This is a genomic window from Microvirga lotononidis, from assembly GCF_034627025.1.
In the GTDB taxonomy this organism is placed as follows: Bacteria; Pseudomonadota; Alphaproteobacteria; order Rhizobiales; family Beijerinckiaceae; genus Microvirga; species Microvirga lotononidis.
Map to the genome: position 1 here is coordinate 2,870,919 of NZ_CP141048.1, position 14,708 is coordinate 2,885,626.

Annotated in this window: 17 protein-coding genes; 12 read left to right on the forward strand and 5 right to left on the reverse strand. The window is 65.7% G+C overall.

The features are described from left to right. Positions 1-92: 92 nt before the first annotated feature. Positions 93-635 (reverse strand): c-type cytochrome, encoded by a 543-nt coding sequence (locus tag U0023_RS13570; RefSeq protein WP_009494581.1) that lies wholly within the window; start codon positions 633-635, stop codon positions 93-95. A gap of 257 nt (positions 636-892) precedes the next feature. On the opposite strand from U0023_RS13570, the gene U0023_RS13575 reads away from it, so the two are divergent. The 8 genes from U0023_RS13575 (at position 893) to U0023_RS13610 (ending at position 8,084) form a co-directional block, all read left to right on the forward strand. Then, positions 893-1,651, forward strand: a complete 759-nt coding sequence (locus tag U0023_RS13575; RefSeq protein ID WP_009494583.1) for a 3-deoxy-manno-octulosonate cytidylyltransferase — start codon at positions 893-895, stop codon at positions 1,649-1,651. Then, positions 1,648-2,502, forward strand: coding sequence for a prephenate dehydratase (locus U0023_RS13580; RefSeq protein WP_009494584.1), 855 nt, complete (start codon positions 1,648-1,650; stop codon positions 2,500-2,502). Before U0023_RS13575 ends, U0023_RS13580 begins: the two co-directional genes overlap by 4 nt. Beyond that, positions 2,499-3,068, forward strand: coding sequence for a GNAT family N-acetyltransferase (locus U0023_RS13585; protein WP_009494585.1), 570 nt, complete (start codon positions 2,499-2,501; stop codon positions 3,066-3,068). The genes U0023_RS13580 and U0023_RS13585 overlap by 4 nt, the downstream gene beginning before the upstream one ends. 1,222 nt (positions 3,069-4,290) lie before the next feature. Next, entirely contained in the window at positions 4,291-5,334 is a 1,044-nt protein-coding gene (locus U0023_RS13590; protein WP_009494586.1) for an extensin-like domain-containing protein, read from the forward strand. An 82-nt stretch (positions 5,335-5,416) separates the two neighbouring features. Continuing rightward, entirely contained in the window at positions 5,417-5,848 is a 432-nt protein-coding gene (locus tag U0023_RS13595; RefSeq protein WP_009494587.1) for a hypothetical protein, read from the forward strand. Then, positions 5,845-6,507: a ribonuclease T2 family protein gene (locus U0023_RS13600; protein WP_009494588.1), complete on the forward strand. Its 663-nt coding sequence runs from the start codon at positions 5,845-5,847 to the stop codon at positions 6,505-6,507. The genes U0023_RS13595 and U0023_RS13600 overlap by 4 nt, the downstream gene beginning before the upstream one ends. Before the next feature lie 58 nt (positions 6,508-6,565). Beyond that, complete coding sequence (locus U0023_RS13605) at positions 6,566-7,414, forward strand: 23S rRNA (adenine(2030)-N(6))-methyltransferase RlmJ (RefSeq protein ID WP_009494589.1); 849 nt, start codon at positions 6,566-6,568, stop codon at positions 7,412-7,414. A gap of 64 nt (positions 7,415-7,478) precedes the next feature. Next, entirely contained in the window at positions 7,479-8,084 is a 606-nt protein-coding gene (locus tag U0023_RS13610) for a glutathione S-transferase family protein (protein WP_009494590.1), read from the forward strand. Between the two features lie 55 nt (positions 8,085-8,139). Here the strand turns inward: U0023_RS13610 and U0023_RS13615 are convergent, their stop codons facing one another. Next, the gene (locus U0023_RS13615; RefSeq protein ID WP_009494591.1) at positions 8,140-8,862 is read right to left on the reverse strand and encodes an outer membrane protein; all 723 of its coding nucleotides are present in this window, start codon (positions 8,860-8,862) and stop codon (positions 8,140-8,142) included. A 290-nt stretch (positions 8,863-9,152) separates the two neighbouring features. On the opposite strand from U0023_RS13615, the gene U0023_RS13620 reads away from it, so the two are divergent. After that, positions 9,153-9,908: an SDR family oxidoreductase gene (locus U0023_RS13620; protein ID WP_009494592.1), complete on the forward strand. Its 756-nt coding sequence runs from the start codon at positions 9,153-9,155 to the stop codon at positions 9,906-9,908. Here the strand turns inward: U0023_RS13620 and pgeF are convergent. Genes pgeF through lgt form a run of 3 tightly spaced genes read right to left on the reverse strand, consistent with a single transcriptional unit; the run spans position 9,898 to position 12,605 of the window. After that, entirely contained in the window at positions 9,898-10,665 is a 768-nt protein-coding gene (gene pgeF, locus U0023_RS13625; RefSeq protein WP_009494593.1) for a peptidoglycan editing factor PgeF, read from the reverse strand. The two genes, U0023_RS13620 and pgeF, sit on opposite strands and share 11 nt — an antisense overlap. Positions 10,666-10,674: 9 nt before the next feature. Continuing rightward, positions 10,675-11,742, reverse strand: a complete 1,068-nt coding sequence (locus tag U0023_RS13630; RefSeq protein ID WP_009494594.1) for a class I SAM-dependent methyltransferase — start codon at positions 11,740-11,742, stop codon at positions 10,675-10,677. Between the two features lie 5 nt (positions 11,743-11,747). After that, positions 11,748-12,605 carry a prolipoprotein diacylglyceryl transferase gene (gene lgt, locus U0023_RS13635; protein ID WP_009494595.1) on the reverse strand — a complete coding sequence of 286 codons (858 nt, stop codon included), beginning with the start codon at positions 12,603-12,605 and terminating at the stop codon, positions 11,748-11,750. 135 nt (positions 12,606-12,740) lie between these two features. Between lgt and U0023_RS13640 the strand changes: the two genes are divergently transcribed. The 3 genes from U0023_RS13640 to proC all read left to right on the forward strand — a co-directional run bounded on the left by U0023_RS13640 (position 12,741) and on the right by proC (position 14,664). Next, on the forward strand, positions 12,741-13,019 hold the full coding sequence (locus U0023_RS13640; RefSeq protein WP_009494596.1) for an accessory factor UbiK family protein: 279 nt from the start codon (positions 12,741-12,743) through the stop codon (positions 13,017-13,019). Positions 13,020-13,262: 243 nt separating this feature from the next. After that, positions 13,263-13,763: a type III secretion system chaperone family protein gene (locus U0023_RS13645; RefSeq protein ID WP_009494597.1), complete on the forward strand. Its 501-nt coding sequence runs from the start codon at positions 13,263-13,265 to the stop codon at positions 13,761-13,763. Positions 13,764-13,836: 73 nt separating this feature from the next. Beyond that, positions 13,837-14,664 (forward strand): pyrroline-5-carboxylate reductase, encoded by an 828-nt coding sequence (gene proC, locus U0023_RS13650; protein ID WP_009494598.1) that lies wholly within the window; start codon positions 13,837-13,839, stop codon positions 14,662-14,664. Positions 14,665-14,708: the final 44 nt, after the last annotated feature.

Genomic DNA, 14,708 nt, shown 5'->3' on the forward strand with positions numbered 1-14,708 from the left:
AGCGCAAGGGATAAACCGTAAATGCCGCAAGTGCCTAAAAGAAAAGCCGGGCATCAGGCCCGGCTTTCCGAAATGTGATCAATGTGAACGACTTACTGGGCGGCCGGCAGCGGAACCGGGTTGTCCGAGAGAGTCCGCAGGTAGACCAGCAGATCGGCCCGGTCCTTGGCTCCGGCAAGGCCCGCGAAGGCCATGATGGTGCCCGGGGTCGCCTGCTTCGGGTTGTGGACGAAGGCGTCCAGAGCCTCATAGGTCCAGTTGCCGCCATGGGCCTTCATGCCGGCCGAGTAGTTGAAGCCCTCATGCGAGGCGACGGGGCGTCCGACGACGCCATAAAGATTCGGCCCGACCTTGTTCGCTCCGCCCTTGTCGAGGGTGTGGCAGGCCGCGCACTTCTTGGACTGGGCCTGACCCTTCGCCGGATCGGCGCTGGCCAGGAGGACCGGAAGCGGCTGTGCCGGCTCGGCCGAGGCGGCAGCGCCCCCGGCGGCGGCCGCTTCGGGGGCCGGTAGGTCGTATCCGGGGACAGCGGGCTTATGGGGAGCAAACATGCCGCCGGCGATAACGTTGACGCCGACCACGAAGAGAAGCGTACCGAAAACGGCGCCCGCGATCTTATTGGTCTCGATATTCATCAGTTAGGCTCTCCTCGCCTTCGTACACCGGCGAAATCAGCGCAGCAGAACGGATTCGCGGGCGGATGCCCACGGCAGGGCCGTTGCTTAGCCGTAGTGATGGGGTTTTGACAATGGGGTTTCCAGGAGTTTTCGCCGTTCTCGTGGTCGCAGCACGGGTGTCGAACGCGGTGAGCCGGCCGAAGATCCGGGTCGAGCCCATGACAAACGACCTCCGCCTTGCTAAGGACCGCGCACTTTTCTGAACAAGCAGCCCCATGTCCGATCCCATCGTCCTCATTCCCGCCCGCCTTGCCGCGACCCGCCTGCCGAACAAGCCCCTGGCCGAGATCGCCGGCGAACCCATGATCGTCCATGTGTGGCGCAGGGCCGTGGAGGCGGGAATCGGGCCCGTGGCCGTGGCCACCGACGCTCCCGAGATCGCCGAGGCGGTGACCAGGGCAGGGGGGCAGGCGGTCATGACCCGGGCGGACCACGCCTCCGGGTCGGATCGCATCTTCGAGGCTGTGGAAAAGCTCGATCCGGACGGGCGGCATGACGTGATCGTGAACGTCCAGGGCGACCTGCCGACCATCGATCCGGCGGCGATCGCCGCTTCCATCGTGCCGCTGTCGGACCCGTCGGTCGACATCGCGACCCTGGTGGCCGCCATCGTCAGGGACGAGGAAAAAACCAATCCCAACGTGGTGAAGATGGTAGGAAGCCCGCTCTCGGCCGGGCATTTCCGCGCCCTCTACTTCACCCGCGCGACCGCGCCCTACGGCGAAGGCCCGCTCTATCATCACATCGGCCTCTATGCCTATCGCCGCAAGGCGTTGCAGCGTTTCGTCGGTCTCAAGCCGTCCCCCCTGGAGACGCGCGAGAGGCTCGAGCAGCTGCGGGCGCTGGAGGCCGGCATGCGGATCGACGCCGTCGTGGTCGACGACGTGCCGCTCGGCGTCGATACTCCCCACGATCTGGACAGGGCGCGCGAGATCCTCGCGGCCAGAACTATTGGGTCCCGGAGGACATCATGAGCAAGCTTATTTCCTTCCAAGGTGAGCTGGGCGCCAATTCCCACACGGCGTGCTCGGAGGCGCGTCCCGACTGGGAGCCTCTCCCGTGCCCGACCTTCGAAGACGCCCTGGCGGCCGTGAACGAGGGGATTGCGGGCCTCGCCATGATCCCCATCGAGAACTCCATCGCCGGGCGCGTGGCCGACATCCACCACATGCTGCCGACCTCGGGCCTGCACATCGTCGGCGAGCATTTCCTGCCGATCCACTTCCACCTCATGGCGATCCCGGGCGCGGATCTCGGCTCCGTGAAGGACGTCTACAGCCATGTCCATGCGCTGGGGCAGTGCCGCAAGATCATCCGCAAGCTCGGGCTGAAAGCCCATGTGGCCGGTGATACGGCAGGCTCGGCCCGGGAAGTGTCGGAGTGGAAGGATCCGACCCGGGCATCGCTTTCTCCGAGGATGGCGGCCGAGATCTACGGTCTGAACATCCTGGCCGAGAACGTGGAGGACGAAGCCCACAACACCACCCGCTTCGTCGTCCTGTCCAAGACGCCGTATTGGACGCCGGCCGGGCAGGGGCCGACCGTCACCTCCTTCGTGTTCCGCGTCCGCAACCTGCCGGCCGCGCTCTACAAGGCGCTGGGCGGGTTCGCGACCAACGGCATCAACATGACGAAGCTCGAGAGCTACATGCTCGAAGGTGAGTTCCTGGCGACGCAGTTCTATGCCGAGGTGGACGGTCACCCGGAGGACACGAACCTCAAGCGGGCCCTGGAGGAGCTGGAGTTCTTTTCCCGCGAACTGCGCATCCTCGGCGTCTACCCGGCCGACCCGTTCCGCGAGAAGATCAAGGACGCCGCCGAGTGAGCATCCTCATCCGCGACGCGGTCGAGGGGGATGTCGAGGGGATCGCCAGGGTCCACGTCCAGGGCTGGCGCGAATCCTACAGGGATTTCCTGCGCCCCGAGGCGCTGGCAGGCCTCTCCGTCGAGGAGCGAATGCAGATGTGGCAAGGCGCCTTCGCGCAGCCGGATCCGCGGGCCAAGCTTCTCGTCGCGCAGACGGATGACGGCGGGATCGTCGGTTTCGTCCGCGGCGGGCCGATTCGGGAGGGTGCCGAACAGCTCGGCACCGAGGCGGAAATCTTCGCCATCTATCTGCTCGACAAGGTCAAGCGCCGGGGCATCGGCCTGAGGCTGATGCGCGGCGTCCTCGATCATCTCGGCCGGCACGGCTTCCGCTCGGTCGGGCTGTGGGTGCTGAAGGACAATCTGTCCGCACGCCGCTTCTACGAGGCCCTGGGCGGACAATCGGGTGCCGAGCAATCCTTCGATCTGCGTGGCCAGATGGTTGTCGAGGTCGCCTATCGGTTCGACCTCACACCCGGCATGGACCGCGCCGCCCCCATGATGGATCCACGCCCCCTCCGCTAGCGATGCCGTCGCGGGCCGGGCACGGCATCCTCCTTCGTCATGGCCGTGCTCGTCCCGGCCACCCACACCTTCCTTCCCACCGCTCCGCCCTCAACCTGAGGAGCAGCGCAGCTGCGTCTCGAAGGATCGTCCTGACAGGACAGGAGTGACGCCCTCGACGTCATGGCCGGGCTCGTCCCGGCCATCCCGATACGATGAGGCTCGGCGCTTCAGTTCATCGGGATCACCGGCACGGGTCCCCGGAACAAGTCCGGGGAGGTGAGGACGGATGAGGGTGTGAGCAGCGTGATGTTATGTTCTCACTTTGTTCTTGACAGGGGGATGAACCTTGGCTATATCGTTACCCATCCCCGCCTGACGAGGGGCGCGCTCGCGAGGCGTCGCAGTTGTGGGGTGGGGAACGGTCCTGCCGCAGGTCTCGCACACCTGCGACGGGAGGCCCTTGGCAGCCCTGTGCTGGTCCAAGTCTAAACGCCTAAAAGTACCGTGCGGGACGAGCAGTTCGGCTCTTCCATTCTCACTCACAAGCGAGCCGGGCTGCCCGACACGCCACCCTCGATCTCCTGAAAAGGCTCGCAGCGCAAGCTGCGGGCCCCAAGGTGCTGCTCTTTGACAGGAAACCATCACCAGGCACCCACCCTGTCATGGCCGGCCTCGTGCCGGCCATCCCGATACGGTGAGGCACGGCGCCATTCGGATCGGGATCACCGGCACAAGGCCGGTGATGTCGTGGCGGGGGTGGTCCCGGCCGTGCGGTGGTGTCATCCCCGACGAGCGGAGCGAGGGAAGGGGATCCACGATCAAGCGTCGAGCCATGGATTCCCTTCCCCTCCGCTGCGCTCCGGCCGGGAATGACAACCACGTCGTCATGGCCGGCCGTGTGCCGTCCGTCCCGATCCGATCAGGCTCAGCGTTTCAGGCTGTCGCGATCACCGGGACGAGCCCGGTGATGACGTCGCGGGTGTCATCCCGGCGCCGCTTAGCGGAAGCCCGGACCCGCCGGCGCGGCCGCACGCGGTGCGACGCGGCTTGCCCTTTCCTCAACCCTCGGCGGATCTACGCTCCCGCCTGCGCGGGAACGACAACCGCGCAGGCTCCGGTGCCCCATCCTGCGGGAAAAGCCCGATCCGCGGGGCCGTCCGGTCGCCGATGCGGGCGGGCGCGACGGGGCGGCTTTCCTCCGTTGACGGGATGTTTACGTCCTTGAGCGAGTCTCGCGCCCATGCGTCGTGGGTTAGTTGCGTTTTTTGCCCTATCGCTCGTTGGGCTTGGGCTCACCGGTTGCGGTCTGTTTCGTTTCGAGCAGCGCGAGCCTTGGCGCGCGCAGGCCGAAGAGGCGTGCCTGTCGCAGCGTCTCGTGCAGCCTTCCGCCTACATGGCGCTCAGCTCCAAGATCGACGGGCCGGGCGTCTGCGGCATGGACCATCCGTTCAAGGTCTCGGCCTTCAACAACGGCGCCGTCGGGCTGAAATCCAAGGTCACCCTGGCCTGCCCGATCATCCCCAGCATCGATGCCTGGCTCGACGAGATCGTCAGGCCGGCCACCCAGATGTATTTCGGCGTACCGCTCGCCGATATCAAAGCCGGCTCCTATTCCTGCCGCCCCCGCAACAACCAGATGGGCGCGAAGGTGTCCGAGCACGCCTTCGGAAACGCCATGGACGTGATGGCCTTCGTTCTGGCCGACGGCCGGGAGATTGTCGTGGCGAAGGGCTGGCGGGGAGGGGATCCCGCCACGCAGGAATTCCTGCGCGAGGCCCTCGTCGGGGCCTGCCGCTACTTCACCACGGTGCTCGGCCCCGGTTCGGACGCCTTCCATTACGATCACTTCCACATCGATCTGGCGCGGCACGATCCTCGCGGCCAGCGGCGCATCTGCAAGCCGATCCTGAAGTTCGAGCCGCGAATCGATCCCGAGCGCAGCCGTGAGGTCCTCCGGAGCGCAGCGTCCTCCGGCGATCTGGCGCCCGTCGACCTGGAGCAGGACGTTGCGGATGGCGAGACCTACATCCCGCCGGCACCGCCGCCCCCGTCCCCGACCATCGCCGCTCCCGTCGGTCCCGCGCCCCATGCCCCCTCCGGCCGCTATGCGGCCGACCTGCCGGGATCGAATGCCGGTTCCTCAAGGTTTTCACCTGCCCAGGGCGCTTCCCAGGCACCCCTTCCGCCGATGGCCCGTCCGGTCGAGCAGACTTATGCCCCGCCCCGGGTGCAGGGGCGGTCCGCCGGCCAGCCGATGATGCTCAACAGCCACGCCATCTATTAAAGCGTAACCGGACCTTGACCTTCGCGAACGCCGCCCACATGGTCGATGTTGCACGGTCTGAAGACTTGGTGGAGCATTTTCAATGAAATGGCTGGCGGCTATCATCTCCTGCATGCTGTTGAGCGCCCCTGCGCTTGCGCGCGAGATCACGCCCGCGGAACGGCGGGACGAGCCCTTCGACGCCACGCTGCCGGCCTGCGCCGATCCCGCGGTGCTCCAGAGCATCAGCTCGCGGTTCTCGCACAAGGAAGGCCGGTTCTGGAATTCCAGCCTTCAGCTGCTCGCCTTCGAGCGCGTGCAGGAAGTCGCCTGGCGCCCCTGGGGGCTCGACTACATTCCCCGCCGCTACTGCACGGGCACCGTGGTGGTGTCCGACGGCTTCAAGCGCCGGATCAACTTCTCGATCCGTGAGGATCTCGGCTTCATCGGCATCGGCTGGAACACGGAGTCCTGCGTCGACGGGCTCGACCGCGATTACGCCTATGCGCCCCATTGCAAGCAGGCGGCCCCTTGATCCTGCGTGGGTGGCTCGCCTTCGCGGGTGCCTTTGTTTTCTCGATCCTGCCTTCCGCGGCCCAGGGACCCCGGGAGGCGAGGGGCGCCCCGATGGGGCAGTTCGACTTCTACGTCCTGGCCCTGTCCTGGTCGCCCGGCTTCTGCGAGAGCAGCGGCAGCCGGAGCCGACAATGTGACACAGGCAGCGGTCTCGGCTTCGTGACCCACGGCCTGTGGCCGCAATGGGAGCAAGGTTTCCCGAGCTTCTGCGAGCCCAGCGGCCGCTTCGTCCCACAGGCGGCCCTGGCCGATGCCAAGGGGCTCTTCCCGGACGATAATCTGGCCCGCTACCAATGGCGCAAGCACGGGACCTGCACGGGGGAAAGCCCGAGCGGCTATTTCCGCGCCGTCCGGCGGGCCCGGGACCTCGTGCAGGTCCCGGACAGTTTCAACAGCCTGGACAGCCGGCCGAAGGTGCTGCCGAGCGAGATCGAACGGGCCTTCATCAATGCCAATCCGGGCTTGCGTCCCGACATGATTTCGGTTTCCTGCGGAAGGCGGATCTTTCAGGAGGTCCGCATCTGCCTGACCAAGGACCTGCGCGGATTCCGCCAGTGCCCGGAGGTCGACCGCGACGGCTGTCGGGCGGGCGAGATCACCGTTCCGGCCGTAAGATAGCGCATCGGTCCGAAGCGCATGAACGAGATGGGCATCGGGCCGATGCCGTAGGACGCAAATGAACTACCGACATGCCTTTCACGCCGGCAATTTCGCCGACGTCATGAAACACGCGCTCCTGGTGCGCATCCTGGTTTACCTGCAGCGCAAGGAGACGCCCCTGCGCGTCGTCGACACCCATGCGGGCATCGGGCTCTACGACCTTGCCGGCGACGAGGCTGGACGGACGGGCGAATGGGTCGAGGGAATCGGGCGCTTGGACGAGGCCTTCTCTCCCGACGTGGAGGAGATCCTCGCGCCCTACAGGAGCGTGGTGGCCGACGTGCGGGCCCGTCATGGCGATACCATCTATCCCGGCTCGCCCGCCATCGTGCGCGAGCTTCTGCGGCGGCAGGACCGGGGCGTGTTCGTGGAGCTGCATCCGGCCGATTACGCTGTTCTGAGCGAGGCCTTCAACGAAGTCGCGAATCTCAAGGTGATGCATCTCGACGGATGGACAGCGCTGCATGCGCTGATCCCGCCCAAGGAGAAGCGCGGCCTCGTGCTCATCGATCCGCCCTACGAGAAGCCCAACGAATTGGAGCGGCTCGGAACGGAGCTGCTCGCCGCCGTGAACAAATGGCAGACCGGAATCTATGCCGGGTGGTATCCGATCAAGGATGCCGGCTCCATCGACGCGGTGGCGGCGCGCCTGCACGCGGAATGCTCGCGTCCCGGTCTTCGCCTCGAACTCTATGTGGACGATCCGCGCGACCCCTCGCGGCTCAACGGCAGCGGCCTCTTCGTCATCAATCCGCCCTGGGCCCTGCGGCAGGAGGCGGAAACGCTGCTGCCCGCCTTGGCCGAGCGCCTGTCGCGCAGCGGCTATGGCGCTTATCGCTGTGAAGCCTTCGGGCCCCCTGCTTAAAACCAATTGCCGCGCCGGTTTCGAGGGTTCATGACTCCTGCCGCTCTAACAACAGGGGTCACCCATGCTCGTTCTCCGCTCCTCGCCCGCTTCGCCCTTCGGGCGGAAGGTCAAACTCTCGGCTTCGATCCTCGGCCTGACCGACCGCATCCAGATCGTCGATGCGGATACTCTCAACCCTGAGGATTCCATTCGGCAGCAGAATCCACTCGGCAAGATCCCGGCGCTCATTCTCGAAAACGGTGACGTGCTCTACGATTCCCGCGTGATCGTCGATTACCTGGATCATCTCGCCGGGAGCGGTGGCGTCATTCCGAATGGCCCCGCGCGGTTCTCGGCCCTGCGCGATCAAGCGCTCGCAGACGGCATCATGGATGCGGCGCTGCTGCAGGTCTACGAAGGACGCTTCCGTCCGGAAGACAGGCACGAACCGAAATGGGTCTCGCATCAGGCGGACAAGGTCCGCCGCGGCCTCGACCATGCGGAGGCCCATCTCGCCGAGCCGGGTCAGCCCCTGCATATCGGCCAGATCGCTCTCGCCTGCGCGCTGGGTTACCTCGACCTCCGCTTCGGTGCTCGCTGGCGCGAGAGCTATCCCCGACTCGTCGCATGGCTCGCGGATTTCGAAGCTCGCGTGCCGGCCTATGCCAAGACGCGAGTGACGCCATAAAGCAAAAAGGCCCGGTGTCGCCACCGGGCCTTTTCAATCGCCGAAGCGATGGATCTTAGTACGTGCTGAACTTGTAGCTGATGCCGGCACGGACCGTATGGAATTCAATGTCGTTGCTGCCGAGCGAGACATTGTTGAAGAAGTTATCGCCACCATCAAAGTTGGTGTAACGGTATTCCAGACGGGCGGTCAGGTTGTTGGTGAAGGCATATTCGACACCAGCACCCAGCGTCCATCCGGTCAGCGTGTCGTCGTTGCCACGGATGCCGAAACCATCCGAGACACCAGCGAAGGCGAAACCGCCGGTCGCGTAGATCAATGCACGGTCAAACGCGAAACCGGCGCGAGCGCGGATCGAGCCCTGCCAGTCGAGAGCATTGCCGGCAAAGCCGTAGTTCGTGAACACGCCGCCACCGGGGCCAATGATGACCACGTCATTGTTGTCGTCGCCGAACACGCCTTCGATATCGCCTTCAACACCGACCACGAATGAGCCGAGCTGGTAGTTGTAACCAGCGTGGACACCGGCCAGGAAGCCGTCGCCGCTGTCACCAAAATCGCCGCTCTGCACCACGAACCCGCTCGGGAGAACGATGTCGTTGTCGTTGGCATTCCAGCCATAGCCGACCTGGGCACCGACGTAGAAGCCGGTCCAGGTGAAGACCGGAACGGCAGCAACGATCGGAGCCGGCGGAGCAGCGCGGAGCGGAAGGTCCGCAGCAGAAGCGGCTCCGGCAAAGCCGAAGAGAGCGACGCTGGCGAGAAGAATTTTCTTCATGGTTTCTCTTTCCTATCGATGTCATGCGAGCTCGACCCGGTCTCCTGGGTCAAGCCAAGCACTGGCCTTTTATAGAGCGACAACCCGTCGAGGGCTGTGACCTGACAACCACAGCGGCAAAGACCACCGTGGCAGGATTGTGGCAGCAATGTGCGAGTTTCCCCTTGCGTCATCGCCGGAGTCCTAAACGCGCAGCTTGGCCATTGGTTCGACGGCGGAGCGAAAAAATGTCATTTTCTTGTCCGACGGTCGGACGTGCCGTGACGTGCTTACATTTCAAGAGGTTGAACATGAACAAGGTCGCTCTCGTGACCGGTGGAGCGCAGCGCATCGGGCGGCGAATCGTCGAACGACTCGTGGAGGACGGCTATGCGATGGCGATCCATTGCCGACGCTCGACCGACGAGGCGGACGCGATGGCGGCGCGGATCCGCGAGCAGGGCGGACGGGCCGCAGTCGTCCAGGCCGATCTGGCGGATGGTGCAGCGGTGGAGCGCATCGTGCCGGAGGCCGTTCGGGAGCTGGGATCTCTGACGCTGCTCGTCAACAACGCATCCGAATTCGAGCCGGACGACGTCGAGACGCTTTCGCAGGATCGATGGGATCGGCATTTCGCCGTCAACCTGCGCGCACCGGCTTTTCTCGCGCGCGACTTCGCCCATCAGCTTCCCGCCGACAGGCATGGCTGCATCGTCAACATCGTCGATCAGCGCGTGTGGAAGCCGACGCCGCAGTTCTTCTCCTACACGCTGACGAAAGCCGCCTTGTTCACCGCGACGCAGACCATGGCGCAGGCGCTCGCGCCGCGTATTCGCGTCAACGCCATCGGGCCCGGGCCGACATTGTCGAACGTGCGCCAGGGCGACGAGGATTTTACCAAGCAGAGCGATGCGGTGCTGCTGGGGCACGGCGGCACGCCGGACGAGATTGCCGATGCGGTGCTCTATCTGGCGCAAGCGCGCAGCGTCACGGGCCAGATGATCGCCGTCGACGGCGGCCAGCATCTCGCCTGGGAAACGCCCGACGTCGCCGGCATCAAGGAGTGAGCGCGATCGCCGAGATCAACCGGCCGTAATCCGGCTCCTTGCGGTGGGTGGTGCGGCGGTAGCTGAAGAACCGTTCCTCGTCGGAATAGGTGCAGAGCCCGAGATCGGTGAAGGCGCCGATGCCCGCGGCTTCGAGGCGCGCGCCGATGAAGCCGGGGAGATCGAACATGGCGTGATCCGGCCTCTCGGCTTTCGTGAAAAAGCGCTCGTGCCCGGGCGCCTCGTCGGCGAAGCGCTGGATGAAGTCCGGTCCGACCTCATAGGCCTTCTGGCTGATCGTCGGACCGAGCACCGCGACGATATTCTCGCGGCGCGCACCCAGCTGCTCCATGGCCGCGATGGTGGATTCCAGCACGCCCGTGACGGCGCCGCGCCAGCCTGCATGGGCGGCTCCGATCACGCGGGCCTCGGCATCGGAAAACAGCACCGGTCCGCAATCGGCCGTGGTGATGCCGAGCGCGAGGCCGGGGGTCGCCGTGACCATCGCGTCGGCCTTGGGACGTTCGCCCTGCCAGGGTGCCTCGACGAACACCGCATCGGGGGAGTGGACCTGATACACGCTGATCAGAGCATCCTGCTCGACCCCCAGAGCCTGCGTCATGCGACGGCGGTTCTCATGCACCTTCGCAGGGTCGTCCGATGATCCGATGCCGCCGTTGAGAGAGGCGTAGATCCCATCCGATGTGCCACCCTGGCGGGTGAAGAAGGCGTGGCGGATGCCGGAATGGGCCGCGAGGGCAGGGGCTTGAATGAACATGGCGCAATCTTAGGAAGAGGAAGACAGGGCAGGCAAGCCGGGCACGGCGCCGATCGTCTCATGTGTAACGGCCAAAACCTTAAACAGATCACCCATGCCGGTCGGTCCGCGCTCCGTTAGCCGTGAGAGCGCCTGGTCGATAGTGGCGGCTTGCGTAGGCGTGCCCCGAGCCTTCAGGGCGGTGGCGCGCGCTTCGATGCCGAGAGACCGGAGGAAGTCGCCCTGGGTGACGATACCGTGAGCCCTGGCACCCTGCACGACGGCGGCCTGGGCGAGGCGGTGAAAGTCGACGTGGGTCGTAAGATCCGCTTCCCCCGGTTCATCGAGAGGGTCGACTGGCTTATGCGCCTTGAGCGCCTGCAGCGTGTCTCCGAAGGCCGGGCCCCAATAGCCGTAATCGAGGATCAGGGCCGCGCCCCCGTCGCGTCCCAGCCGTCCGGCTAGCTCGCTCATCACGTCGATGGAGGCGCCCGGCCATTCGAGGATGTCGCCGGGCTTCAACGGCGCGCCGAGGGCGGGCTCCGGCTCCGGACGCAGGCCGAAGATCAGGCGCTCGTTCTCGATACCGACGAGCCGCTCGCACCAGCCGCGCTCCGTGCCGACGAACTGGCGCACGGGCAGGGCGTCGAAGAACTCGTTGGCGACGAGCAGGGTCGGGCCCGGCGGCACGTCCTCGATCCGGTCATGCCAGTGCAGGGAGAAGCCCGAGGCAGCGAGGGCTTCCTGCTGCTTCTCTCGCAAGGACGGGCTCGTCTCGACCAGATGCACCGTGGCGGCAGCCTTGAAGTCGGGCAGCAGTCGTGTCGCCCGCAGCAGGTCGGCCATGAGGGTGCCGCGGCCCGGCCCCGGCTCGACGAGCCGGCAGCCGGAGGGGCGTCCCATCCCGTTCCAGATCTCCATCAGCCAGAGGCCGATAAGCTCGCCGAACATCTGGCTGATCTCGGGAGCGGTGGTGAAGTCGCCGGCGGCGCCCAGCGGATCGCGGGTGGCGTAGTAGTGCCTCAGGCACAGGCTCATGTAGCGCTCGACCGTGATCGGCCCCTCGAGGGCGATCGTCTCACGTAAGGTATCCTTCATCGGGCTCACGCGGCCTCGGCGGTCTTGGAGGGGCGGGTGTAGCCGCGCATGGCCATGACGATGAGGCCCGCGCCGATGAGCGCCATGGGAATGGACAGGAGCATGCCCATGGTGATGCCGCCGCTGAGCGCCTGGACGGAGGATCCGAACAGGAAGCCGAGTTGCGCGTCCGGCTCGCGGAAGAACTCGCAGACGATGCGGGCGACGGCATAGCCCAGCACGAAGATGCCCCCGAGAAGGCCCGGGCGACGGAAGCCGAAGCTCCGCGCGGCGACGGCCATGACGAGGAACAGGATCAGGCCTTCCCCGAAAGCCTCATAGAGCTGGCTCGGATGGCGGGGCTCGGGACCTGCATGGGGAAAGACCACCGCGTACGGAAAGTCAGGGGCGGGGCGGCCCCAGAGCTCGCCGTTGATGAAGTTGGCGATGCGGCCGAAGAACAGGCCGATCGGCGTGACCACGGATGCCATGTCGAGCATGGCCAGCGGGTTGAGTCCCCGCGAGCGGGAGAAGAGCACGATGGCGAGCACCGATCCCAGGAAGCCCCCATGGAAGGACATGCCGCCGCGCCAGATCGCGAAGATTTCCAGCGGATGGGAGAGGTAGGAGCCCAGATTGTAGAACAGCACGTAACCAATCCGGCCGCCCAGCACGACGCCGAGCGCCACCCAGACGATGAGGTCGTCCACATCCAGGGGCTTGGGCTGCTTCAAGTCGCCCCAGAGTTCGGCCTTCGCCGCGAGACGCTTGGCGTAGAACCAGCCGCCCAGGAGGCCGGCCACATAGGCCAGCGCATACCAGCGGATCGCGAAGGGGCCGATGGAAATCGCCACGGGATCGATGAGGGGAAAGGAGAGCGGCATGAGCAGGCCTTGTTCGAAAGCATCGCCATTGGACCCGTGGGGCCAAGGACGTCAACCCTGTTGCAGTTTGTGGCAAATGCGCCCATGTGTGAGCTTCCAGGGGCTCAGGGCCCGTCGAACGCTGTGGATTTTCCCATGACCCAATCGTCCAACCGGATCTTCGATGAACTCGCCCGTTTCGCCACCGATGCCGCAGGCGCTGCCCAGGGTGTCCGGCGGGAGGTCGAGACCGTGGTCCGCAGCCAGTTCGAGCGCCTGATCAAGGATATGGACGTCGCCACCCGCGAGGAGGTCGAGGTTCTGCGCGAGATGGTGGTGGCCGCCCGCGAAGAGAACGAGCGGCTCGAAGCCCGGGTCAAGGACCTCGAGGCGAAGCTCGCTTCCACGGCCGGCGTGAACCCCGCGACGCCCTGATCCCGATGGGAATCCGCCCTGCGTCCGGCGCGGGTCTCCTGCTGTGGACAGGTGAATCCCGCGCATTGTGACGAAGGCTGAAATCTAAGACTGTCGATTCATCAGCTGATTCGAGGCGGCGGCAGCGGGATCGCGGAATACCGAAGGTATTCTGAGTACTTCTTTCGAATAGTCCCCGGATCTACGCAATGGTGTTGCCCGATATGTTTACCATCATCGGGCAATTCAGCATCCAGGATCGACATGTCGCAGATTCATCTTGAAATCGACCGCTCGGAGCATCCCCTGGATGTGGTCGAGCGCCTCGCTTCCCTGCGGCATTGGATCTTCGACCGGGCCGAAGCGGACGAGATGTCGATCTCCGTGGCAGGCCGCTGGGCCGATTACGACGTCGCCTTTACGTGGATCGAGGACGTGGAGGCCATGCACATGGCCTGCGCCTTCGATCTCAAGGTCCCGGAGCGGCGGCGCCAGGAAGTGCTCCAGCTCATTTCCTCCGTCAACGAGCAGCTCTGGGTCGGGCATTTCGATCTGTGGAGCACGGAAAACGTGGTGATGTTCCGCCATGCCCTGCTGCTGGCAGGCGGTGCCGATCCGACCGACGGGCAGTGCGAAACCATGCTGCGCGTCGCGGTCGAGGCCTGCGAGCGGTATTTCCAGGCCTTCCAGTTCGTGATCTGGGCTGGCAAGTCTGCCCGCGAGGCTCTCGATTCCGTCCTGTTCGAGACCGAGGGCGAGGCCTGAGGTCCAACTCGACAGGGCGGGGCGGCCGTGAATACAGTGCGGCCTCATCATTTCATCCTGCCAGGTCAAGCCCATGCCGTCGAACGTATCGCATCTGCCGTCATCCCTCATCCTCGTCGGCGCCGGCAAGATGGGCGGCTCCATGCTGGAGGGCTGGCTCAAGGTCGGCGTGAAGCCTGAGGGCGTCACGGTTCTCGATCCGCGTCCTTCCGAGGAAATGACCCGATTCTGCCGCGAGAAGGGCATCGCGCTGAACCCTTCGGATCCCGCGGCGGCGGACGTGCTGGTCCTGGCGATCAAGCCGCAGATGCTCGACGAGGCCGCGCCTGCGCTGAACGGCCTTCTCGGACCGCAGACCCTCATCATCTCGATCCTGGCCGGCAAGACGATCGGCGATCTGCGCTCCAGGCTTCCTGCTTCCAGTGCCATCGTGCGCGCCATGCCGAACCTGCCCGCCAGCATCGGGCGTGGAGCGACCGGAGCCGCCGTGAACGAGAAGGTGAGCGAGACGCAGCGCCTGACCGCAGACGCGCTCCTGAGCAGCAACGGCATCGTCGAATGGCTCCCCTCGGAAGACCTGATCGATGCGGTCACGGCGCTCTCGGGGTCCGGGCCGGCCTACGTGTTCCATCTGGTCGAGTGCTTGGCCGAGGCCGGAACGGCTGCCGGCCTTCCGCCTGACCTGGCTCGGCGCCTGGCGCGGGCCACGGTGACCGGCGCGGGGGAACTTCTGTTCCAGAGCGACCTGCCGCCCGCCACGCTCCGGCAGAATGTCACCTCGCCCGGCGGCACCACGGCGGCGGCGCTCGAAGTCCTCATGCGCGACCCGGACGGGCTGAAGGCGCTCATGCGCGAAGCCGTGGCGGCGGCCAAGCGGCGGGCCGAGGAACTCGCGGGCTAGAACCTTGGGGTTGCTGCGGTCCGCCCCTAGATTAAGTCTCAACG

Bases quoted from the DNA above. Each gene is read 5' to 3' on its own strand.
- U0023_RS13570 (WP_009494581.1), bottom strand. From the start codon at position 635: ATGAATATCGAGACCAATAAGATCGCGGGCGCCGTTTTCGGTACGCTT.
- U0023_RS13575 (WP_009494583.1), top strand. From the start codon at position 893: ATGTCCGATCCCATCGTCCTCATTCCCGCCCGCCTTGCCGCGACCCGC.
- U0023_RS13580 (WP_009494584.1), top strand. From the start codon at position 1,648: ATGAGCAAGCTTATTTCCTTCCAAGGTGAGCTGGGCGCCAATTCCCAC.
- U0023_RS13590 (WP_009494586.1), top strand. From the start codon at position 4,291: ATGCGTCGTGGGTTAGTTGCGTTTTTTGCCCTATCGCTCGTTGGGCTT.
- U0023_RS13595 (WP_009494587.1), top strand. From the start codon at position 5,417: ATGAAATGGCTGGCGGCTATCATCTCCTGCATGCTGTTGAGCGCCCCT.
- U0023_RS13605 (WP_009494589.1), top strand. From the start codon at position 6,566: ATGAACTACCGACATGCCTTTCACGCCGGCAATTTCGCCGACGTCATG.
- U0023_RS13610 (WP_009494590.1), top strand. From the start codon at position 7,479: ATGCTCGTTCTCCGCTCCTCGCCCGCTTCGCCCTTCGGGCGGAAGGTC.
- U0023_RS13615 (WP_009494591.1), bottom strand. From the start codon at position 8,862: ATGAAGAAAATTCTTCTCGCCAGCGTCGCTCTCTTCGGCTTTGCCGGA.
- U0023_RS13620 (WP_009494592.1), top strand. From the start codon at position 9,153: ATGAACAAGGTCGCTCTCGTGACCGGTGGAGCGCAGCGCATCGGGCGG.
- pgeF (WP_009494593.1), bottom strand. From the start codon at position 10,665: ATGTTCATTCAAGCCCCTGCCCTCGCGGCCCATTCCGGCATCCGCCAC.
- U0023_RS13630 (WP_009494594.1), bottom strand. From the start codon at position 11,742: ATGAAGGATACCTTACGTGAGACGATCGCCCTCGAGGGGCCGATCACG.
- lgt (WP_009494595.1), bottom strand. From the start codon at position 12,605: ATGCCGCTCTCCTTTCCCCTCATCGATCCCGTGGCGATTTCCATCGGC.
- U0023_RS13640 (WP_009494596.1), top strand. From the start codon at position 12,741: ATGACCCAATCGTCCAACCGGATCTTCGATGAACTCGCCCGTTTCGCC.
- U0023_RS13645 (WP_009494597.1), top strand. From the start codon at position 13,263: ATGTCGCAGATTCATCTTGAAATCGACCGCTCGGAGCATCCCCTGGAT.
- proC (WP_009494598.1), top strand. From the start codon at position 13,837: ATGCCGTCGAACGTATCGCATCTGCCGTCATCCCTCATCCTCGTCGGC.